Here is a 26,740-nt window from a genome sequence, read left to right as displayed (position 1 = left end):
TTCTGTACCGTTGCTCATTTCACCCCGTTATTAGACATTAGTAATCCTCAAACATACAGGTAACAAGCAAACAGGCTTAACCTAAACCAAGCGTTTTTTCCTTAAACTTTTTGGTGTCATTAATACCAGTTCCAGCATTAACTAGATCAATGCCGTCGCCGTAGTAAATAAAATCATCGCCTGAACCAGTGGTGATCCTGTCATTACCAGAGCCAGTGGTAACTTCATTATTACCGTTGCCAGCATTAATAGTGTTATCACCATCCCCGCCATCAATAGTATCATTACCAGCCCCGGCAATGATGTTATCACGTCCACTACCAGCAGTAATTGTGTTGTTACCTTCACCTGCTCTGATGATATTATTACCTTCACCTGCTCTGATAATATCATTACCGGCCCCGGCAATAATATAATCAATACCATCGCCACCAGTAATATCATTATCTCCATCACCGGCATTAATAAAGTTGTAGCCATCTCCAGCCACAATCACATCATTACCAGTGCCAGAGGTGATTCTGTCATCACCAGTACCAGTGGTAATATCATTATCTCCATTGCCGGCATAAATGTAGTTTTTGCCATCTCCAGCTACAATCACATCATTACCAGTACCAGAGGTAATGTTATCATTACCTGCACCAGTGGTAATTTTATTGAGCCCATCACCGGCATTAATAAAGTTGTCACCATCTCCAGCATTGATGATGTCATCACCTGAGCCTGTGGTGATGGTATCTTTGCCACTACCAGTTGTAACTGTATTATTTCCTGTGCCAGCATTGATGAAATTATTACCATCTCCGCCATCAATGATGTCATCACCAGTGCCAGTGTGAATAGTATCTTTTCCTGTACCACCAGTAATTTGATTGAGTCCATCACCGGCATTAATAATATTGTCGCCATCTCCAGCATTGATGATGTCATCACCTGTGCTGCTTGTAATGTTGTCATCACCACTACCAGTCGTAACTGTATTATTTCCTGTGCCAGCATTGATGAAATTATTACCATCTCCGCCATCAATGATGTCATCACCTGCACCACTGGTGATGTTGTCATTACCACTACCAGTTGTAACTGTATTGTTACCTTCACCTGCTCTAATGACATTATCGCCTTCTCCACCGTAAATGGTGTCATTCCCAGATCCACTGGTAATGGTGTCTTTATTGCTGCCACCGTAAATTGTGTTATTACCTTCGCCGGCATTAATGACGTTAATCCCTTCACCACCGTAAATTACGTCATCACCTGCACCTGTGTTGATATTATCATTGCCTTCGCCACCGTAAATGGTGTCATTACCATTGCCAGTAATCGTAATGATATCAATGCCATTTCCTCCATCCATCATGGTGTTACCACCTGTGGAGTGCATGAAATCGTTGCCGTCTCCACCATATATACTGTCGTCAGCATCTAAACCGTATAGTTTGTCATCTCCTCCTAGTCCTGAGAGAATATTCGCTCCATTATCTCCTCTAAGGATGTCATTATATTCCGAACCTTCTAGGTTTTCCACAGAGGTGAAGCGATCGCCTAAAGCATCCCCCTCTGTGCCATTACCATTACCCAAGTCAGCAGCTACCCTAGTCGTTGAAGTATAGTAAGAAACCGTATCAATACCTTCTCCACCATCTATTTGGTCGGTAATGATATTACCTACACCCAGACCACCTACGAGGAAGTCATCGCCACTGTCACCGTAGAGTTGATCGTTATCATCTTCACCATAGAGTTCATCGTTGCCATCGCCACCAGAGATAATGTCCTGACCACTGCCACCATAAATCCGGTTAGCAACTGCATCACCACTCAAGGTATCGTCAAAGGCAGTACCAATTAAGTCTTCAATACTGGTGAGGCTGTCGGTATCGCCAAAGCCATCGGTGGCGGTTGGGGCGCTGAGGTCAACGATAACCGCATTGGGGTCACGGCGGTAGCTGAGGGCATCTCGTCCTTCGTTCCCTTCTAAACTGTCATTGCCAACGCTACTGATGAAGACATCGTTGCCTTTCAGCCCAAAGAGTTTGTTATCACCATCATCGCCGATTAAGACATCAGCATAATCTGAACCGATGGCATTTTCTAAATCAATTAAGATATCAACACCACCAAAACCATCTTGTCCTTCCCCTGCATTAATAGCAAATGTGGGTTCAAGATCACTCTCGACAAATTGGTGATGGAGGAAGACGCTTTTATGAAGGAAACCTCCTAGATTTGCAAAATCTTGATTCCTATCAAGATTAACTACCACATTATCAGGAGAATTATCGTAGGTAACAGTGTCTGTGCCGCTTTCTCCATCTATAATATCGTCTCCAGCATCACCACGCAGGGTATCATCCCCTTGACCAGCGAGAATAATATCATCCCCCTCATTACCTGAAATATTATCTGCACCGCCACCATTAGTGTTTTCAGTATCAATGGAGGTGAATATGAATGGATTAATTGCCTGATTTAGTGGCAGTAAAGTAGCATCAATCTCACCTTCAATCCTGCCATTATCACCAAATATGAGGTCATTATCTTTACCTCCAAAAACTGTATCATCACCTGTTCCCGCAATCACAATATCATTACCTGAACCTGCTGTGATCACATCGTTTCCACCTATTGTTGGTTCAATTGATTTAATTAATATAATTGAAGATGTATCATCATCATTGACAACATAATGAACTAAACCATTATCACCAATCACTATGTCATTATTTCCATTGCTGTTTATTGTGTCATTACCTGTACCACCTATGACTACATCATCTCCATCTCCTGTAGTTATTTGGTCATCGCCACCATATTCAGGATCTGTGCTTTCGATGGATGTTAATATGCCATCGGTAAATTGAGCTTTTCCGTTATCTCCAAGGATAATATCGGCTTCACTACCAGAGGTGATGGTATCTGCTCCACTTCCGCCGATAAGTACGTTGAATCCATCTCCTGCTGTGATAATATCATCGCCACCACTTTCAGGGGCAATAGATACTACGGTTTGGAGATTGCCATTGATATCGAAACTTGCTGTACCTTCATCACCAAAGATAATGTCGGGTTTGGCATCGCCACCAGCGGTAATGGTGTCTTGATTTGCTCCACCAAAGATGATATCTCCACCTTCTCCACCTTCAATTCTATCCATGCCACCTTCGCTAAAATCACTGGTGATAACACTGATAGGCGTACCGCTTTCTTGGAAGGTAATAGCACCGTTATCTCCTAAGATGATGTCGTTTCCATTATCCCCAGTAGATAAGACTTGATCTGCTCCACTGCCAGCGATGATTATATCATCGCCATCTCCGGCGGTGATTTTGTCATTGTCGCCATACTCAGGATCTGTGCTTTCGATGGATGTTAATATGCCATCGGTAAATTTAGCTTTTCCGTTATCTCCAAGGATAATATCAGCTTCACTACCGGCGGTGATGGTATCTGCTCCACTTCCACCTACAAGTACGTTGGGTCTATCTCCTGCTGTAATAATATCATCGCCACCACTTTCCGGTGAACTGGTTTCGATCGCAATTAATTCACCATCAAGATTAAAGTTAGCTGTGCCATGATCTCCAATGATAATATCTGATTCCTCATCATCCCCTGTTTTGAGAATGTCACCACCGACACCTCCAAGGATGATGTCTTTCCCTGTACCTGCTGCAATGTAATCACGTTCTCCATCCTGAGAATCTATGGATTGGACTTGACGTAGGACGCGATCGCCATTAATGACTGCAAATATGGCAAAACCATCATCGCCAAGCATGACATCATCACCATTATCATTGCCTATGGTTTCCCCTGTGGTGCGATCTATGTCAATATAATCAATTCCTGCACCCCCTAGAATGACATCATTACCATCTCCAGCCTGAATGTCATCGTTGCCTCCTCCGCCATTGGTGGCAGTAATAACTTCTAGTAAAATTCCCGCTTCGTTAAAGGTGGCAGAACCGCGATCGCCTACAACTATATCATTTCCTGTTCCTGCATCTATCGAGTCTCCCCCTAGATTACCGATGATCAGATCATCTTCCTCATTACCAAAGAGAGTATCGTTCAAATCACTACCATAGATAGAATCTTTGCCTTCTTGACCATGTATTGTCACTGCAATAGGTGATTGAGAGGCATCTATAACATCATTATCTAATTCTCCGTAAATTGTTAGAGATGCTAAAGGATTGACACCGAAGGATTTGATTCTTATGTCATCATCACCGGAACGAGCATACAGCTTTGTATGATCCTCTCCATGTAAAGCATTAATGGTAATGTTATCAGCCCCAGAACTTGTAATGATATCTAAGCCATTGCTAAAATTGCCATTAGTCGCTACATAGTTGATGTTGCCCACTGCCATGCCAGTTAGTTGCACATAATTACCATTGTATTGTTGAACAATGGTATCTCCAGTTAAATCAACTTCATCACTAATAAGTAACTGATTATCACCAGTGCCAGCATCTATATAGAGATTACCGTTTATATCTTCTAAATCCCCCGATAAAGATTGTATGTCAATGGCTGGGGATAGATCCGTCACATTGGCTGTAGAGGAAACATAAATGCGATCACTACCAGAACTAAGATTAATATGGGTTTCCGGGGTAGTGGATTGAATGTTGAAGATATCATCTCCTGCACCCAGGTCTATATTAACTTGGTCTAAATTGACGAAATTAACCGTGCTTTCTAAGTTTAAGCCTGACAAAGCTTCCACTGGACGCAATTTTTGTACAGGGTCTTTTCCTCCATGTAAAACAGGTTCATTACCTTGATAAGTTAAAGTATTTCCATTTGCTTCAGTTAATGGTAATCCGTTTTCTCCTAAGATAATTTCTCCTGCTTTATGGAAAACAGGTTCGCCAGTTATGGGATCAATAACTGGAGTTCCAGGTGTGTGATAAACAATCTTTCCTTCAGTGTCCAACTGATTGACCAATTCTAATGCTGGTGCTAAAGTTCCAACTTGATTTCTGTTATCACCAAAGTGCTGAATATTTAAGACATCATTACCAGCAATATATTCGGTAATTAACTCTTTCTGAGCGAAATTAAGAGGAACAACTCTGGTTACTACTTGTTCTACAATGGCTGGAGGATCTAAGGGTTCTCCTGTTAATGGATCAACAGTGAGAGTAATTTCTTCTTTAACAACTTCACCTGTTATTGGATCAACTTGTGCCACCTTGACTTTAGCGATTCCTGCTTCCACAAATACTAAATCTGAAGTAGTAACTATCGCATTATCAATAGGAACAGGGATAGATTGCTCTCGGCGATGTTCATCACCATTAAAGGTTAATTTATCGTTAATGTCAGCGAGGCTATAGTTATCGTTAGAAACATTAACCGTGTCATCTCCGGCTCCTCCTAAGATACGAGTTTCACCAGAAAGTTTTTTCACATCAACTTGATCGTTACCTTCACCTAAAACTAAGGATGTTATTCCTTGATGAGTATCTTCGATAGTGAAGGTATCACTGAGTGTACCTAAACGAATTTCAATATCTTCAAAGTTTTCATAGGTAACTCCATTAATTCCTAAATTTAATCCTTTGAGTTTGCCAAGAATATTGTTATTATCATTGGGGTCAATTTCAGAAGTTAAAAATCCAGGTGTTGCTGCTCCTAACTCGTTATGAACAACCACATTATCATAGAAGGATTTGCCAAGACTATCTACAGATTCTCCACCGTCAATAATTAAATTGCCTTTAATATCATGGAGTGTGAACACTGCATCTAATTTGAAAGCAAAGGCTGGTTCATCATAAACAATAGGTGCAGGAGCAATGGTTTTCCGTATTGTTTTGGTTACAGTTTTAGTTAGAGTTTGGGCTGGAGGATCAAAAGTTACTTCTGCGTAGAGACGAATAGAAGCTAAACGAATCTTAAAGAAGCCTAAATTAAGGACTATATCTTGTTTGACGATATTAGTGTTGATAATAGAACCGCCATACTGTGCTTCCAAGGCACTTTCATTATTTAAAGCAGCTAAAGAAACAATTTGGGTAAATGGATCAGGATCAACAGTGTAATCTATTGTTTCAGTAATTAACTCTTCAATAGTAGTACCAGGAGATTGAACAGTAGTTGAGGGAGGATCAAAGATTAATATAGGATGATCTCCTCCTAGATGAACGGTATCATTACCAGACCCACCGCGAACAATGGTTTCAATATTTTCTTTGGTGGACAGGATATAGATTTGGTCATCTCCACCTCCACCGTTAATTTCTATTCGTTCAACATCAGCATCAAAGGTGACAATGCGACCCGCACCTGCAACAAAAGTATCAGTAATAACTAGGACATCTCCAATGGGAGTTCCGTTTATGACAATGGTATCAAAACCATCACCACCACTAATTTCAACAGGAGCATTTTGTAGGTAGGAATAGCGGTCTGAACCCCGACCACCTGTAATTATTGCTTGGTTGAGAGGGTCTGCTGTTCCATTGTCGTTTTCATCCCTGAGTACCAGGAAAGTATTGATGAAGAAGGTATCATCATCATTGTCGCCATTGAGGAAAAGTTTAGCAGAGTTATGATTGACTTCAAAGTTATCATTCCCATCTCCACCGTTGATAGTTAATGGTGCAGAGTTACCTCTGGTCATGTTTTCTGTGTCTGCAATAGGAACTCCATTTGGATATTCAGGAGTGAGGTTATCGGTGTCGAGAATAGTAGGAACAGTGCCGATAATAATATTATCGTTACCTATTCCCATATTGATTTCGGTAATAACTGCTGTGTCATCAACTAAAATTTCATCTTTTCCACCTAAACTATTGACTTGAAGGAAGTCCTGTTGACGATAATTAACTTGTTCCCTTGTACTAGAAATACTACCAATATAGACAACACCAGCAGTGATATCGGTGGTTTTATTTCCACCATCAAGGATGATGCGATCGCTGTTTTCTGTAGTGTTAATAATTAGTTGGTTATTACCGCCAGAATTTGTATTACCAGAATCTTCAATTTCTACAAATATTCCGGTATTTAATCCCAAGTTGAGAGTCACAATGTCATCATCTAAACCACCATCCCAGGTGACAATGGCATTCTCCCCAGCATTATCTCCATTGCCGTCAAAGAGGGTAAATTCATCGCTACCAGATCCAGCTAATAGATTCAGTAATCCTTGGACTGTTTCTACTTTGATATCTTCATTACCACCATTACCATAAATATTGGTGGTTGCATCAGCAGTACCATTCACGGTGAAGGTATCACTACCACTACCTAATTTGATGTTAATGGTTTCAAATTTGGTATAGCCAATACTACCCAGCATTCCCAGGTTGCTTAAGGAAGTCTCAGATAAATAACCAACTCGGCCAATGGTATCTCCAGAATTATAAATATTCAGTACATCGCTAAACTCTGTATCCAAATCAGCGAATAAACCTAGATTTGCCTGAATACCTTGAATTGTTTGATTATTGTCTCCAACATTAATAGTGTCAGATCCATCATTAAGGTTAATATTGGTTTTTCCAGAAATGGTTTTGACGTTAACAGTATCATCCCCAAAGTTAGTAAAGATATTAGTGGTGGAATTGGATGATGTGCTGTCAATATTGAAGGTATCATTACCCTGACCTAAACTAATATTGAAGGCTTCCACGGTGTTGTAAACAATACTGCCACCCATTCCTAAACCAGTTAACGTTTGGTTAGTTAAAGTACCTAACTCATTATCTAAATCGAGGAAGTCCACCACATTGAGGATATCATTCACTCCATTACCGTTAATGGTGAGGGTTGCGTTGATATCTTCTAAGAGAAGCTCATCGTTATAGACATCAATGATATCGCTACCACTACCAGTGTTAATGGTGGTATTACCTGCTATTGCTTTAACAATAACATTATCTTTGCCATCGCTGGGATTATTACCTGTGTTAAGAGTTACTGTGCCATCAATAGTATTTGCAATGGTAAAATTACCCGTCCCACTACCTAAAGTGATATTAATATCATCCAAATTATTAAAGCTAACTTTGTCTTCGGCAGCTAAACCTAAACCCACCAAGTCAACATCAGTAAGAGTGCCAATATCTCCACTGCTATTATTACTATTGTTGATAATTAGGCGATCATTTGCACCTGCACCAACAGAAACAGTATCAACATCAATTACTGTTACATCTAAATCCTCAACTGACCTTGTATCATATACGCCAATTTTAACTTGAATGGTTTGGATACCAGGTTCTTGAGTGAGTGAGTTAATCTTATTACCATTCTTGTCTAATTGTGTTCCATGCTGGGCAGTAGTTTGACCATCTTTGTACTGAATTTCCCCATTGACGGTAACTATATTATTATTTTCATCCCGTCGCTCGTTACCTAGTCCGTCAAAGACTGCTGCATTGCTGTAGAAGTATTCACTATTGGTAATTGAGATAGATGATGGAGTAATTCCTCGTTCTTTTTGGGCTTGGGTGCGAACGGTTTCAAAGTAACTGCTCAATTCTGACTGTTTAAAGTCGATAGCTTTGGTTTTTACCTGTCCATTATTTTCAATTTTAGCTACATCTAGTAATTTACCGTTACCTGTAGAGGTTTCATATCGGTGGCTATCTGCTTGGAAATCAATGCTACCGTTAATGTCAGCAAGGGTATGGCTATTATCTCCTACAGTAACTACATCACTACCAGCACCACCCAGAATGTTGACATCACCATCAGTAGCTATGATATTTACGATATCATCTCCACCGCCAAGGACAACATCTGTCGTGCCATCTATTGTTCCTTCTACAGTCAGGGTATCTACTCCACTTGATAGCCGCAGATCCATGTTTTCAATGTTCTGGATTTCTACGCCATAGATATCCTGACTCACATTTTGTGCTTGACCAAAGCCTCGAAGGGTGGTGCGAGAATCAATGATAATATCATCGCTGGTCAGTCCATTATCTCCATAAACAGTATTGGTGACAGCTTCACGATCAACATGACTATTGGTAGTAATAACTTCAATAGTTTGGATATCTGCCTGATTAGTACGTTGAACATTAAGAATGGTATCACCACTATCTACCCGAATAGTTGCAGTGAATAGAGCATTAGCTAAAATTTGATTGCGGAAATTAGCTGCGATCGCTGCAATGTCTTCAGTACCGGCACTATTGTAGGTAAAGGTAACTCCATCAACCTTAATTGTCCAGACATCACCATTCTGAATATCTCCTTCCAGGATAATGTCGTAACCAGAAAGTTCATCATTAGCTTCGGTAGATCCTGCTTTAAATAAAGCTCGTCCCTGAATATCCTTACGTTGGATATCATAGAGAGTTCCCAAATGACCTTCTTTAACGGTGCCGTTTTCATTGTGTACCACCAATTTATCTTGGTTGGTTTGATTGTTCCTATCTACTGAGTTACCACCATCTATGGTTAGTTTGCCTGCAAATTGGTTGAGATCATCGCCACGCTCAAGCTTGACCCAATAGGGATTAGGATCTACCCATTGGGGAGTAGGAGTATTCGCAATGTATTTTTTATAGCGATAATCTGCATAGGCGATGTAGTTGAATTTAGGTAGAGTGTATTCAACACTAGTACCTATTTTAGCTTTCTTATGGTCGTTCCATGCCCTGCTATCCCATTCTAGGAAAGTATGATTTAGGCTAGTAACATTAATATTGTTGATTACACTATTCTGGGCAGAATCACCACCTACAAAGTAGGTGTAATCTATTTCATCATCCTTAGGATCATAGTAACCAGGTACATCATTTATGGACTGAATATGTCTTACCTCATTACCCTCAAAGTAATTCAAAGTGAGATTTTCATAAGGAGATAGCACATCCCGTTTGATGGTGTAATTAGTATATGGGTTGGAATAGCTATACCAGGCAGTATTACCCTCTATCCTGGGTTCATAAAGATCAACCCAGGTATTGAAGTTTAATGGACCCCGGTTAGTGGTGGGTTGGCTATAAAGTCGGTATATTTTAGTTAAATCTTGAGTTAATACTGGATCAGGCTCAAACAGATATTCTGGAGGATCAAGGAAGATAGCCGGATGTTCACCACCCATGTGAATTTCATCATCCCCAGAACCACCCCGAATAATAGTTTCTAGCCCCGCAGCCGTACTCATCACATATATCTGATCATTTCCCCCCGCCCCATTCAACTCCAGTCGTTCAATACCTTCAAAGGTGACGTAACGACCAGCGCCAGCGAGGAAGTTTTTAGTAACAACAAAGATATCTCCTATGGCTGTACCGTTAATTACTAGGGTATCTGTACCAGGACCACCATCAATAATGACATTAGCATTTTGGAGATATTCAAAAGCATCACTGATATCTTGCTCCTCATCCACTTCTAGTGCATAGGAATTAACCCCTTCACCACCATCAATACCTAGAGTTTCTTGCTCATCAAGATCATCAGTTTTTTCAATGAGGAAGGTGTTAAGTACAAAGTAATCATCTCCTGTTTCACCATATAGCCAAAGAACAGCTTGGTTATGGTTTACCTCGAAGTAATCTCCACCGCTACCACCATAAATAGTGGTCACTGTAGATACTCCAGGGGTGAGAGTGTCTAAATTCACTACTGGAATAGAAGCATCAATCTTACTAAGTTTTTCTTCAACTGTACCTACCTGAACACTATCTGCTCCAGAACCGAGATCAATGAAGGTGCGAACTCTGTTGTCATCTAGGCGTAGCGTATCTTTTCCGGCGAGGGTATTAAGGTATAAAGCCTCCATCGAGGAGTCATAATAAATGGTGTCAGTGCTATTACCAATGGCTTGAATCCTTGCATCTTCATTGGAGGTTTTAGGATTAACTACATCCAAGACAAAATTATCAGCATTGACTGAACCATTAACAATCAGGTGATCTAACCCTTCATCACCCCCGCTATCTCTGATAGTGATATCAGATCCAGTGCTACCACTACCGTCCATATAGATTACATAGGCTTCTGGGTCGGTATCATTACCAATGCTACTAACATTATCGAGGAAGGCTTTACCACTCCAATTATTGACTCCAAGAATATTACTTCCTACTTTAATGCTGCCATCATCATCCCCAACAATAAGAGTATTTTGGTTAACTCCTCCGCTAATCTCTGCATTTTCAAAGATAGCCTGTAAAGATTCTACTTCAGCACCAACTTTATATTCTCCATAAGGATTGTTAGAATTATCTGCTAGATCCCCAACTACTAAGTAATTGTCGAATAGCGAAATATCTCGGAAACCTGACTCATTACGAGTTTCAATCAGGGTGTCATTACCGCTTATATCGGTAAATAAATCTACACCAGCACCTCCAGTAACGGTATCATCACCAGCACCAGAGTCAATATTATCAATGTAGCGAGAACCGATGACGCGATCATCACCTGCGCCAGTAACAATGTTTAGCTGTTTGAGGAGATCAATTTCAACTAAATGTGCATCTACAATATCTGCATTATCTCCAGTATTAATAGTTAATTGATCTTGACCCTGACGAGAATTAATGAGGGTTATATTAATACCGTCCTGTTGGTCAATTTCAATGATATCTGTCTTTAGGGTCTCGTCAGACTTAGTTTCTAGATTAAATTCATCCGTTCCTGCACTACCGTAAACATAAAGATGATCCGCAGAAATATCTAAATCGTAAACAGGAGTGATAAATACATCTGTTTTTCCTTCTATTGGTTTGGTAATCTTTTCTCCTAAGTTGTCAGGATCATCTACTACCTCATATTGTTGGGATTCTACTCGTTGAGATTGTTGTATTTGACGAGTTTGAACTGCTTTGAGTTCACTGATTCCAGTGAAGGTAACTACATTAGTAATTCCTCCTTCTACATCCTGTACAGAATAATCAACACCACCAATAGTAACAGTGGTTAAAGTGGGGTCTCCATTATCTTCATAGAGATAGTTAAGATTAGATTCATTTAGATCCTCAAACTTGGTGACATCCACTCGGTAGAAGTCTTCGATAACACCTTCGTTCTCTCCCAGGGATGCAGAAGCATCAAATACCTGATTAACTGTTTTCAACTCAAAGGTGTTTGTGACTGAGTTGCGGGTTTCCATCGCTACCACATCACCGGAACTAAGATCCCCATCAGGTAGTCCACCTTGAATATCCTGAACTTTTACTGTCACCCCATCCACAATTTTATCCACCAGGCTAGGACTACCATCATCATTAAATAAATGGGTGGGACTACCTAAAGCATACTGATAGAATGATTGGCTTGTTTGTTGATTGGGTTCAAAGTCATCGGTAGTGGAGAATATAGTTTGATTACGAACTTCATCTGGATCTGGATTAGTGGTATTTGTTGGTGCATCAAGGATAGGAGTAACTAGCTGGATATCTTTTCTTGCTTGGGTTGTCAAGGGAGTAGTATCAAGAACTTCCCTGTTACCCATATCCACATCTATATCTTGAATGGTAGTACCACTGAGATCGTAAATACTGACTACATCTGAGCCTTCTCCAGCTACCAGGTTAATACTCTCTATGCTCTTGAGAAGATAAGTGCTACTAGCTGAGATGACATCTACTTTAACATCACTACCCTGGGCAGTCATATTAATTGCATCATTTACAACCCCTTCGGATATGTAACTAAAGGTGTCGGTATCTAACCCTCCATCAATAAAGTTATCATTGCCGTCTCCGGTAGTCCATTCAATGGTGTCATTACCTGCACCACCTTCAATGCTGTCGCTACCTGCACCACCTATCAAGTAATCTCGACCTGCACCACCTTTGATTGTATCTGCACCTAACTCACCTTCAATTAAGTCGTTGTCATCCCCACCTTCAATGCTGTCATTACCAGCACCACCTCGAATTAGGTCATCCCCTGCGCCACCTTTGATAGTATCGGCAGCATCACTACCTTGAATAATATCATCTCCACTACCACCATCAATGGTTCTGGTTTTATCAGCGAAGGTGCTGCTAATGGAAATATTATCTGCTTCTGCGCCCCCCTCTATTCCTACATTGGCATTAGCAAAACCACCAAGGGAAATGTTATCTTTGCCAGATCCGCCTTGAACTACGATGGTGTTGGCGATTACGTCGGCGGTATCACCAATCATAATCCAATCATTACCACTGCCACCATCTACAGTAATGTTGTTGCTCTTAACCCCATCAATAATGATGTTGTCATCACCACCACTACCATTAATGTTAATGTCAATTGATTTATCGCCGAGATTAGTAATCTTATAAATATCATTAGCATTAGAGCCTACCGCATAAATGCTATTAACCTCGTTGAGTGAGAAATATTCCTTCGTTCCATTGGCTCGAACTTCAATGGTCTCTCCCGCAGCCCAAATCACACTATCTTGACTGTTTTTAATGTCACTAGTTAGTAAGGAAACTTCATAATTAAGAGCTTGATTACTAGGTTGGCTACTTTGTCCTTCAGGTACGTAGCTTAGCACTAGCTGATCATTTTGTAAATAAGCAATATCTGGAATTGCTGGCGGTGGACAACTATGGTTAAAGGAGGCCAGAACTACATCAACAAAACGCTCTCTGGCCTCAAAAAGCGTAATATTTATACCAAAGAATCTGATTCCTACCCAGAAAAATGCTTCCAGGAAGGCACTAATTTCTCCACTAACATCAAACAGACACAGAGGGTCTTGTTCAATCCGGGCTTTAATTTCATCAATACGGAATTTACCATCGGTTTGACCTTGAGAGTCTGGAATATCATTGAGATTAAAGTTAACATTAGCCTCTATACCACCGTTGACACCAGCTTCTATTAGACCACCAATACCTATGGAAGCACCTGCAAATATACCAGCCGTAAACTCTAATTCTTTTTTGTCTTCAGCATCAGCTATACCACCTACAGTATCTTCAACATAAAAACCTTCTAAGATGCGATCTATCTCACTGAGTTTAAATTCCTCTTCAACTGCCCAAGCTCTAATACCGCTGGTATCAAAACCAAAGCTAAAGTCAGTTTTTGCGGTAATCTTACCACCAATGACAGCGTTTAATCCAGGGAAAACAGGGAAAGATTGACTATATCTAAAGTCTAATACCAAGTCTGGCATATCGTAGCGGAAGATTGTCGCATCTTTCCCCATCATTACCCCTAGCAGGGAGGCGGGGTTAGTCAATATAGGTAACTCAATAGAGCCTTTGGTTGTTCCTATTTGTTTCACCACACCAGAAGACTTTGTACCAGAAGTTGCTTGCTTATTATCTGGTGCTTGTTTACCTGCTACATCTTCTTCCGTGATTTTATAATTAGAATCTTGAAGTAATGTATTGCCTAAAGTAAAGTCGCCAAAATCTATTGTTATACTGTCCCCTTGGGCATCATCTACCAATTTGATAAATTCTCCAAAGGTTTGAATGGCTTTAATTGATTTTTCTACAGCACTAAATTGTGTAGGAGTAAGCATTAAACGCCCCCAGTCAAGGAGACTAATTTTGGCAATGCCTAAGTCAATGGGAGTCGTAATGAAGTCAAGAATACCAACTACTGGATCTATGAAGGGGGCAATGGTGTTGGCAATTGGGCCAACAATGTTAGTGAGGAGTTTGCCTAAATCTAGTTTTACGTCTTCAAATACTACAATCGGAGAACCACCAAAGGTAGTGTTGGAATTAGTATCGGTGCTGGCGTTGGCAAATACTTGGTCGTAGCGGAGGATGGTACTAATTTCTGGTAAAGCTGCACTATCTGGTACATTTACTTTTAAAGCTAAATCTATATCTGCCTCTGCTATAAGTGTTCCTACTAAGGTTTCTCGAATATTCCTCAGAGCAGTATCAAATTCACCAAAGGTAAGTTTGCCATCATCATTGTTGGGGTCGCGTAGGTCTATGCCTAACTTCCCGTAGAAGCCACTGTTACGGTTGTCATTGTCTAACGCCGAACCCGCATCTATTTCATCCACACTTACCTCAAGGAATCCGAGAATAGCAGATGCGCCAAAGTCATCGGACAGTGTTGCCTCTAAGCGAATTGCTAGTTCTTCTCCTGTGTCTAAAGCTCCCGTGGTGTCTACATAGAATCCATTTGTGGTGTTAAACCCAAACCCTAATTCAAAGTCAAATAATAGATCAATATTAATAGTTGAGCCTTCATCTATCTTTAGTCCCAAGCCGGGAACAGAGGCATCAAAGTTAATGGGGAGATCAAAGCTACCCAGGATACCGCTTATAGGGAGATTAAATTGGATGGAGTCATTATTCAGAAATAGTGGTATGTCCAGAGCGGTAATTTTCTGATCATCATTAATATCAGTTAGGGTCAGGTATTCACCCAATTTACTACCAAAGATTGCATCCTGAATAATTTCAATGGTAGTTTTACTGTCCTGCTTAATAGCTGCTTTATCACCATAGGTTTTGAAGGTAATTTCCCAGGGACTAGTTCCATTGCCAGTGACGCTAATATCTCCTACTCCATTAATACCCTCAAGAGCAGCTTCAATGTCAGCAGCACTGGCATTATGAACAATTAAATCTGTAGATATACCATTAAAGGATAGTTGGAATGAACCCGCTACTTGATTAGTAAATATTTTTTGTACTTCGTAAACAGATTCTGTGCCTTCGGTAATGGTTTCAATGGTTAATTTGGGAGATTGTAGCTGACGACGGAAATTAGAAGGAGCAGCTTCTGTACCTAATAAATCTTTCTTAATCTCCTGGAAGAAGGTGATATTTTCGCCTAATTTGTCACCAATAAGTGGAATAGGAACATTAGCAGCAGCTTTTACCCCTGCATCAAAGGTATCAAACATCCCCTCTAGAGCAAGGATAATATTATCTGGATCATTGAGGAAGGTAAACAGTTGGGAAGCGGATACTAAGTTAGGAACTTTGAATTCTAGATTGGTTAGTCCCCCATTTTCAAAGTTTGCATCTAGATGAAGTACATTATCAGCAATGCCGTCTAGATCCTGATCATCTGTAGTTCCCCCCATAGGAATATTTTCGGTGGGGAAGTAGAGGGGAAGGTCAATATTGGCATAACCATCTACATATAAATCCATGTTAGATGAGTTAAGCTCACTGAGTAGATAACGACCTGTACTACTTTCTGCTAGACGTAAATTGCCAACCAGATCAATATCTGCTGTTCCATCTTTAACCCAGAAGCCAAGGGGAATTGTTTTGCCACCTAGTCCTACATCTAAAGAAGCATTAAAGTCCAGAGGTTGAATAGTTTTTAGTTCGAGATCAAAGTCAAAGCGAGTATCATCGTGAACATAGAGCTTAGGATTGAGAACATCACTGAGATCAAAGTCTAAACCTAAGTTAAGTGAACCGGAAGCATCAATATAAACTTCACCTGCTGCACCTGCATCAAAACCGAGATCACCTGCTTTCTCAATAATATTTTTAACTTCATCAGGTACACCGTCAAGGGTTGCTAAATCCTCTAAGCTCAGGGAAAATTCTTGTTGACCTTCAAAATCAATGCCTTCAATGTTGAGTTCAAAGGTGAGGGTGGAGTTACGATAGCCTAGACCAATGATTTTAATAGCATCAAATTCCGCTAGGGTGTTGCGATCTGCTTTGTGTTGATTGAAGATAATTTCATGATCCCTTTCTGCTAAGGAGATATATATAGCTTCAACACTTGTGTCTTCACTAATACCTAATTCAGCAAGATTCTGTTCTGCTTCTGCAACGCTGATGTTACTGTTTTTTAGGAAACTCTGATCATTTTGTAGTTTTGTGAGTTGGCTTTGATCTATAAAGGTGATTTTAATGGTTTTATCTGTAGATTTTCCATTTAGTCCTAAGTTTGCTAACCTGTTGGACGCTTCTTTGATTTCTGTAGGAGCATTTTGAACAGTATTGAGAGCTTGTTTTGCTTTATTAATATCTTCAGTCTTATCAAGAGCCGTTTTGATAGCTATCTCGGTGGAGTTTGCGTCTAAACCTCTAGCTTGGAGGAAATTACGGGCAAAAGATTTTTCATAAGTTCCAGCACTAGAATTATTAAGAATATTAATTGATTCTTTCGCTAAAGCAATTTCATCGCTATTATCCAATACTTGCTCAATATCTGCTATGCTGGCATTAGCATCCAAACCGATTTGATTTAATTGCCTTAAAGCATCAATATAACCAGAATTTTCAGCAACTAAATTGCGATCGCTAATTAAGGAATTTATTTGTTCTTGATCACTGGTATTAGATAGAGTATTAACTAGCTCATCATAACTAGAATCTTTAGTGGCACCAAAGCTTTCTAAATTGTTATTTGCTTCTAAAACTTGTAAATCTTTTAACAAGTCTTTAACAAGCGCAGAATCCACCAAAGCCTGAGCAATGTCAGCATCACTAGAATATCCATCTAATTCAAAGGAAAGACTGGTTAAATTATTAAAGGCTGTTTGTAATTCTTCTTTACTACCACCTAGCTCTAAATCCAATCCCAGTTGTTGAACAATAGCAAAGTTCAGATCTCTTTCTAAGGTTTGAATATTACTGAGATTATCTTGAACAGTATTAATTGCCCCTTTCAATCCTTCAATAAAGCTAATTGAACCTGAACCAAGAATATCCACCATACTTTTATCAATAATGGGGATATTTTTATAGGCAATACCATTTGGTTGTACTAACTGATCTAAAACATTTTCAATACCATCTAATAAAGTATCAAGGGAGACAGCTTCAATTTCAAATATTTCATTGAGATTAAGACTAGTGACACTATTAGCAATTTGGCTGAAGAAACTACTGAAACTGTCTTCTTTGCTAACGGAAGCACGGATTACCCCTGGCTCATCTTGAAGTCCAGCTAATGCACCTTGTAGCACAATGGGCAAATTAACTTCAAAACTAGCATCTCCATCCAAAATAGGTGATCCAATTAGGCTTCCAGTAGGGTCATCATCAAGAGCATTAAAGGTTAATTTACCCTCAGTACCTAAGCTGATAAAAGCATTTAGTTTGAGAGTACCATCATCTATTCCCACGCCTAAAGGACCAAGATTTAAAGATATATCAAAAGGATCTCCGTGATCTACGCTAAGATGTCCAATCAGGGTGGGAGCATAAACAAAGAAATCATCATTTTGATCTAAACCAAAGTTAAATTGTAAATCCAAGCCACCAGAGAAAATGAAAGGCTCTGATTGATTGATTTCTAAGGGGAGATTTAAACCTAAATTACCTAAAATATTGCTGGAAAATTCCAAATTAACTTCTTTACTGAAGCTAGTGAGATTAATGGTAGTTTGAAACTCCCTTGGGTTACTGGTCAGGGGTTGGCTAATCTCATCTAATGCTGCAATATCCGCATTAGTAACTTCTTCTCCTATGGGCTTACTATCAAAGACGTTATCAACTAGATAGGTTACTTGTTCGTTTATTTTATTGGTAATTGATTCCCCTGTTAATGCCCATAAATCTGACAGGGATTTATCTAAAGATAGGAAGGGAATTTCAGGTATGTCTGCGGTAATTGCTTCAACTTTAGCACTAAAGTTACTAGACCAATTTGCAAATTTAGTTAAACCATCTGATAGTTTTTCTTGATCGCTTTTTTCAGTTTCCAGTGTTCCCAAGGTGGAAGTAGTAGGAATGGGAGTGCCTGGTTGCCATTCAGGGATCTCAAAACGTATTCCCACTCCTAATTGGTCTTGCATTAACTGATTAGTATCACTGTTATGGGAAAGTCCCAAAACATGACCAATTTCGTGCATGACGGTGCTGAGTAGGTCAATTCCTTGAACTGCGGAGGGATCTGTTGCTTGCCACAGACCATCATTCCAGATAAATTCATTATTATCTGTGGGAGTAGAATCTATAAACCAACCACGTCCTGCGGCATCAATATCTATGAAGATTTTGTTACTGCTAACGGTTTGAGCAAGGGTAGCACCGGGTAAGTCAGTGATTTCGTAGGTGACATTGGTAATATCAATGGAACTAGAATTCGCTAAAGAAGAAGTTAACCAACGATTTTGTGCTTCTTGGACGATGGAATTTAATTGAGAGTTAGTGAGGGGTGTGACATCAGCCAAGGAAGTTGTGTTGGTTTCCGCAGTAAGATTACTTGCATCTACACTACGGGTGAATGGGAGTATGAAACCTGATGACCAGCCCTGAGAAGTTACAATATCTTCTGTCTTTTGGTCAAATTGAAAATCACCAAAAGCAAAAACTGTATTTGAACCCTTAGTAATCCTTAAGCCCCAACTTTCTTGATGAATATCATTAGCACTGATACCTCCCGTAACACCGCTGAAATCAAGAATATTTCGTTCACCTTCGACTATGGAATCAATAATAATATCCTGACCCCAATTATCATAGAAGTAATAGGTATTAGCTTCATTTTTATCCCCAATAATTAAATCATTACCAGAGCTACCTGCAATATTTTCGATGCTAACAAGTGTTGTTTTATCTAAATCCTGATTATTATTAGCAATTTCTGCCCAATCATCATTGTTTTCTTGGAGAGGCAATAATGGTGTTTGCAGTGAATCTATTCTTTGTTTAGCCCTGCTCCAAAGGTCATTGATAATTTGTTGATTACCTTGCAAAGCAATATCTTGGGATAGATCAATAATAGTTGGGACTGATGTACCATCGAAACTAAAAGTATCAGGTTCATCTCCTGCTCCACCTCTTCCATCAATAGTGTCACTACCCCCATTACCAACGAAAACTTCACCTGTGGAATCACTACCATAAAGCGTATCATCTCCTGATGTGCCAATAATTTTACTGATTAAGATTACAGCAGTATCTTCAGAGAAGAAATCGACAATATCCTTCCCATTAAAATTGATCAAATTATCAGGTAATAAATCTAAAAGAGAGGTGAGGTTAAAGAAACGATTTCCTAAGATTCCTTCAGCACGTCCTAAGGGATATGTATCCAGAATTTCTATACCTTTTAAATTACCAAAGAAGCTACCAAAGGCATTTTCTCCAAAAATCAATTCTGGTGGTGTTACTTCATATCCTGCTTTTAAATCAGCTTCTATGCCTGGCTTATAATAGTCACTATAGTCAATCGTTACCTGCCCTCCTGAACCCGCACCAAGAGTTCCCTGTAATTGTGCCTCACCATGTAAATAAACGGTATTAAGACCTCTACCCCCACTAATATTTTCAATGTCCATAGCGGCGATATAACCACCGGAACCCAAAATTGGATTTCCCAAGATACCATCAGAAAACACTTTCTGAACATCAGAGACTAAATCACCGGAAAAATCAAAATCAGAAGGTGTAACTAAAACAAAATTATCCCAGCCTATACCAACATCCCAATCAGCATCTGGGATTTCAGCACCCAATAAATTAGCAACTTCACGAATAGTATTAGCAGTAAGTCCTATTCCATCATATACATGAATATAGAGATCACTCGTAACATTCGATAAATCAAGGGTGTCGAAAAACTCAGGTACTAAACTGGAATTGCTATTACTTCCAACTATATCGGGCGTCTCTAAAATTAATGCACCACCCCATTTGTCAGAAAATTCATATGTATCACTTCCAGTGGCACCATATAAAAGATGCAATCCTATATCTCCCCAGAGAATATCTGCCGCTATGTCTTTGAAAGCATCTGCCCACTCACCTTTTCTATAACCGCTATTGTAGAGTGGACTTAGAATAGCAGAAGTTACTTGAGTACCAACAGAAAAAGTATTACTACCCCATGTTTTATCTAACCAGTTTTCTCCTGGTTCCGATCTTATTCCAGTTCCTCTAAGAAAATTCAGACCTTTGCCATAGGTAATATTTTGGATGTATTTAACATTGTCATTAGGTAACCCATCTAAAGATAGACTTCTGCTACCCCAATCAAATACTTGAGCAGAAATATTTGGATCTGGTGTAATACCTAAACCATTAAAACCAAGGTTGACATAATTTGGCGATAATAATTCTTTGACAAAATCTTTAATGACAGTGCTTGTTCTAGTTGGAGAGCGTCCTGAAATATCAAGGGTATTAATAACTTGCTGTGGTAATATAGCGGTAAAATCAGCACTTGACAAAGCATCTAAGGCATCTAAAGCGCCAGTGATTCCATCAGCCAAGAATGGTCTGAAACCTTGACCTCCATACAACTCTCCTTCGTAAATAACATCCTCTTCAAGGACAAAAGTATTTTCGTTTCTACCACCATAAATAACAGTCTTAAGATTAACATTGGTGATTTTTATTTCATTAAACCCTAGATCAAATAATGTTAAACCCGCAGGACTTGCTTGTAATTCTTCTACAGGAATGAATTGACTTAAAAATGTGAATAACTGAGGTTGAAGCTGCGCTACTTTAGAAACAGTTAAGCTAACGCTACCATCATCTTCTTTTGAAAATACAAATTCTAATTTGTTGCTAACTGCTCGAAAATCTAGAACAAGTCCATGACCCCTAGCAGTCATTATTTTTGTATCAATGACTATCTCTTGTTTGCCGTTTCTGATAGCTGTGAGGAAATTATTATCTAATGTATATTTGTCATTAGTTCCCCACTTATTACCAAAAATAAAGGTATTATCAGCATTGGCCGCAACTATTTTTTCAATATGTCTGAGGGAGTCTTGCCCATCTTTGTCTCCCACGCCCACTGTCACAGAATTGGTTACATCTGCTGATAAAACTTGAATAGTAGCAGCTTTAAAAACTTCCTGACCGTTTGCATTTTTGGTTAATTGAGAGATATCATTATTATCTCGTTGAACAGTAAAAACGAGTTTACCACTACCGGGAATTAACCCATTTGTTAGAGCAACAATAAGAAAACTACTAATATCTATGGTCGCACCATTTTTATTTTTGGCTGTTTTTAACGCATTCGATATATCGTCTTTTAAATTCGTTTGTGTATTATTATCTGTTGTACTTGCTGATGCAACAGTTAGTAAATATTCTTCTGCTCCAGAGCCTCTATCAACTAATAATCTTAGGCTTAAATCTTGAAATAGTTTTTTGAAATTAATACCAGGAGTATAATCACCGTTTAAATCATTTTCTGCGGTGATAGAAACAATAGCCGCATTAATATCTGTTTTTAAAATATCTGTTTTTCCTTGGGCATATTGTCCATGAACAAAACCTAAAGTTCTTAAATGAACTTCACCTGTAGAATAATTAGTTCCTTTAAGACTATCTTGAGGTATTTCTAAGTTAAAATTACCTGTTCCAGAAATTAGGTTATTTTCACTAAAGATGTGGGTGAGTTTTTCAGTTACATTAGAGAAATCAAGAATATCTCTTTCTTTTGTTTTATTATTTCCAGTTGATTCAATAGCTGTGACAATATCATAACCCCAATTATTTTGGAAGACATAGGTATCAGTACCAGCGTCTCCCTTTATTTGATCATTTCCTTGTCCACCAATTAACAGATCATCGCCAGCGCCGCCTTGTAAAACATCATCACCAGTTCCACCATCTAATAAATCATCACCACCACCACCGTCTAAATTATCATTGCCTTCTCCTCCAAAAAGAACATCTTTCCCTTTATCGTCACCACCTTTTAGAGTGTCATTACCTGAGCCACCATCAAGATAATCATTATTATTTCCACCATCAATCTGATCATTTCCTTTATGGCCTTGAAGTAAATCGTTCCCCTCACTACCGTCTAAAGTATCATTACGATTACCACCTTCAAGGCGATCATCATTTTCACCGCCAGAGAAATTAACAGCTTGCTCAACATTTAGTGCAAATAATTGATCTTTTTCGTTACTTCCTGTAATCTTGGTAATCTTACCGTTATTTAGTGGGTCATTTTGAGGAATTCCATTCGTGTCATTATTATTAACTCCTGTTGCTGATGCGGCTAATAAATTTCCTGAAGTTAAGTTTGCTCCGTTTATTGTTAAGTTAGAAATAATATTATTAGAAGTTTTTGGTGTAATTTGGATTTTCCAAGGATCTCCTACTTTACCAGTTCCTTTAACTTCTACATTAGCAACAGTTTCTAAGTTAACACCGTTTTTGGCAGCATTATTAAGAGCATTTTTTACTGTATTATCACTTGCACCAGGGGCAATAGTTCCAGTAGTATAACCATCATAGGATAAGGTAAAATTTCCTCCTGATGCAGTTGTGAATAACTGCCACACTTTACCTGACTCAATTTGATTTAAAAATACAGCAGATGGATTTTGAGTAGGGTCAAGACTGAAATTAACTAGTTCTCCTAAGTTAAGGTTAACAGAATTTTTAAATTCACTGTAATCAAAAATATTAGTGCTATTTGTTGGATTTTTAATAATTCCTGGTAAGCTTGCATCTGCTTCAAATTTATAGGTGTTTGTTCTTTTACCACCAATTATATTTTCAACGCCTAAAACTGTTATTTGATAAGTCTTATTACTTTCCTTGTAAAAAACTACAACTTTATCTTGATTGTTTGCTTTACTGATTGTAATTGTTAAATCTTTATCAACTGCACTTAGGTCTAATACTGAATTATTAGCTAAACTACCCTGATTCCCTACAAGATCATTTAAAACAATATCACTTGCCCAAGCGCTGGCAATCTTATAAACATTATTACCTTTTCCACCAATCACTTTCTCAATATTGGGAATAGGAATAATCGTGTCTTTATCATCCCTCCCCTGAACTTGATCCCCAGTATAGTTAATTGGATTTTGGGCATTTATGGTAAAGCCTTTGACATAGAAACCATCATTATTTATAGTAAATTCAAGGTTTTGTTGATTAGTAATTTCTGAGAAATCCAGAGTATCAGTTCCTTCACCTGCATTCTCTATAACTGTATCTATGCCCCAATTATTCTCAAATTTATAAGTGTCGTTACCAAGACCACCAGTTAGGCTATCTTTATCAGCACCACCTATTAGGATATCATCATCAGCACCACCAGTTAGGCTATCATTACCCTCAAAACCAAACAGGATATCATCATCAGTTTCCAAAAAAGACCTAACTGATAAAGAATCAGGACCACCTATTAAAGTATCATTCCCATGACTACCCAACAGCACGTCATCATCAGCACCACCGTTAAAATTATAACTACTTACCAAAACACCACCATCAATCTTATCTTTTCCACTCCCTCCAGTAACTTGATTAATTTTAGTAAACCCATTGGCAATCAATAATGGAACAGTTCCAATTTTTTCACCTGTAAATTTTACATCTATATCTGCTCGACCTTGATAAATGATTTGATTAACAGAGTTAGCTACTTGATTATCTGCTCCACCTGTTAAAAGACCTTTAAGTTTTGCTCCATTTTCAAATATATAAGTGTTGTTGCGTAATCCACCTTTGATGTTATTAATATTTTCAAAAAACAATACATTATTATTGTTTTCAAATTTGACTTCAATTAAATTATTATTTTTGATAGTCAAAGTTATATTTGAGTCAACCAGGGATAAATCAAGAGTGTTTGTAGCTGTTAATCCTCCGACTAATTTCGGAATCTTATTAACTGTTAAGAACTCTTTCCCTGGTTCATTGATTTGAACTCTACTGTTGTCGGCAGAAAAATCTAATACTTTGAATGTCAAGTTCTTAGAAACAGTAGAAAAATTTACTTCTGACTTAGTTTTATTATTGCCTATAAAGTTCTGCGCCGCGCTCCCAAATATAATAGATTTTTCATCATTAAATCTGGTAACAATAAACCTAAAGGTATCAGAAAGATAAGAAAGCTTTAAGTCGGCAGTTACTTTTGAAAAATCTAGATTAGTGATTCCAGAACCTCTTTGACTACCCCACTCTTGACTATTATCGTTTGCAACGAAATCAAGAAATATATTTTGATAGCTGTTTAAAGTTAATTCATCAAACACCAAATTAGCTTCAATATTCCCAGCATTTACCTCAAAAACCCAATCTCCTCCTAGTGCGGCATTTCCCGTCAAATCATTAGAAGCAGCAATATCTGCCCCTGTCAACAGTGCTAACTGCTCAACAAAAGCCTCCCCTACAACACCAGCAGCTACATTACATCCATAAAACAAAATATCCGCATTACCACTTAAAGCACTTCCCCAGCCCATCAAATCAGACTGATACTGATCCAAAGTCTCCTGACTCAATACAGTCGAACCCAGACGCACTAATCCTTCTGCAGCATGAGCGACAATATGAACCGCATCAATTCCTTGACGTTGAGTCAGCACTTGACTAATTTGGAAAATGCCATCTTCAGCAGGATTGAGAATTACAACCTCTACACCAGAACCCACTCCGGCCAATAAAGTCTCATAATCTTCAACCGCACCATCCACAAACACAATCTCTGAAGAAACTCCTTGAGAACCGGACTCATTTGTGGAAAATCCACCCAAACCGTTAAAAATTTCAGGATTTCCAACCCCATAACCCAATAAAACTCCATGCTCACCAACTCCAGTGAGTGAATTTATATCAGTAGGATTGCTACTCAGAGGTTCAGTAAATACAAACCCATCAATTAATCCTAAAGGAGTAACTTCTAAGGTTTGAGGTATTAATAAATCATTAATAATAGGTATTTGTTCTCTTGGTAAACCCCGGTTATCTTGTTTCTGTTCAAATCCCTGTTGTAAGGGATCATTCAAGTCAACTCCGGGTATATTACTTGGGTTTAAGTTATTATCGTTGTTTAAATTAGAATTAGAAGGTTCCATATTTTTCGCTTCCTAAATAAATTTGTTAAATGATTAATGTTGTTTTATAGTTAAATGGTTAATACTGTTTTACAGATTTAAAGTCAAATTAATTGGTAAATTTTGCATCTTTTCTGCCAGCCATTCTTGCAATATTTGATTTTCAATTTGTTTTTGGATTTTTTTGTCTAAAGTCGCAGGAATTACTTCTTCAATCCTGAATAAACACCATTTATTTGACATCTCCACTAATCCAAGCAATTCCCCTATCTTGGCAGATTCAAGGGCTTTTATGATTTCTGGCGCTAACTCTTGCCGACGAGTTAAACCCCTCATTATCTTAATTTGAGGATTATTCATTAATGAATGTTCTTGAACAACTTGTTCTAAAGTTGTTGTTTCTTCAATAATTTGATTTTTTATGTTCGTTGCTAATTCCTGCTCATCAAAAATCAGACAGTTTAAGTCAAGCTGCTCAAGCAAATATTTCTGTTTCAGAAAATATTCTTCTAATTTGGGTGCAGAAATTTGAGTTCTCAGCTTATCTAGTTTCAAGCCTAATAACACACGATTTTGAAATGTGGCATAATTCATCCCTTCTTGAGATAACCTATTTTGGAAATCATCGGGATTTGTCAATTTTTGTTGCAAACGAAATTCAATCACCGCTTGCTCAAATTCAGCACTACTGATATTCAAATCATCGCGTTTTTGGATTTCTTGGAACAGAAAATGATGGGTAACTATTTCTTGCAGTAGTGGACGGAATCTACCAAAGGCTTGCAAGTAGCCCAAGCTTTGCTTTAAAGAAACTTGGTCTTCGCCAATAGTTAAAAAGGGGAGGGAATCTATATCTGTCATAAGTTTTATAAATGCAAAGGAAAATGAACAAATAATATTACCTGCTTGCACAAGTCATAAGACCTCGCGGTATGCGGGAAACTCAGTCCCTTTAGGGCTGAGAGGGAAGCGACACGGGCGGTTTTAACCGCTTTGAATCTTTTTTCATTACCGCCTTGGAGTTGGGAAATTCGGGGTACTGTTGTGATGTACTTTCAACGGGACAATTACCGATTCAAATTTCTCAAC

The 26,740-nt window shown here is 38.7% G+C and carries 2 protein-coding genes; both read right to left on the bottom strand.

What is annotated here, in order from left to right; translation table 11 throughout:
- Positions 1–76 precede the first annotated feature (76 nt).
- A complete protein-coding gene (locus BMF77_RS27115; RefSeq protein WP_168204493.1) occupies positions 77–25,672 on the bottom strand; it encodes a DUF4347 domain-containing protein in 25,596 nt (8,531 codons plus the stop codon).
- A 69-nt stretch (positions 25,673–25,741) separates the two neighbouring features.
- Positions 25,742–26,512 (bottom strand): peptidyl-prolyl cis-trans isomerase, encoded by a 771-nt coding sequence (locus BMF77_RS25625; protein ID WP_148766685.1) that lies wholly within the window; start codon positions 26,510–26,512, stop codon positions 25,742–25,744.
- Positions 26,513–26,740: the final 228 nt, after the last annotated feature.

The organism is Dolichospermum sp. UHCC 0315A (assembly GCF_008121535.1).
GTDB classification, from domain to species: domain Bacteria; phylum Cyanobacteriota; class Cyanobacteriia; order Cyanobacteriales; family Nostocaceae; genus Dolichospermum; species Dolichospermum lemmermannii.
Note: the sequence above shows the minus strand (reverse complement) of the source record. Positions and strands in the feature narration are given on the sequence as shown.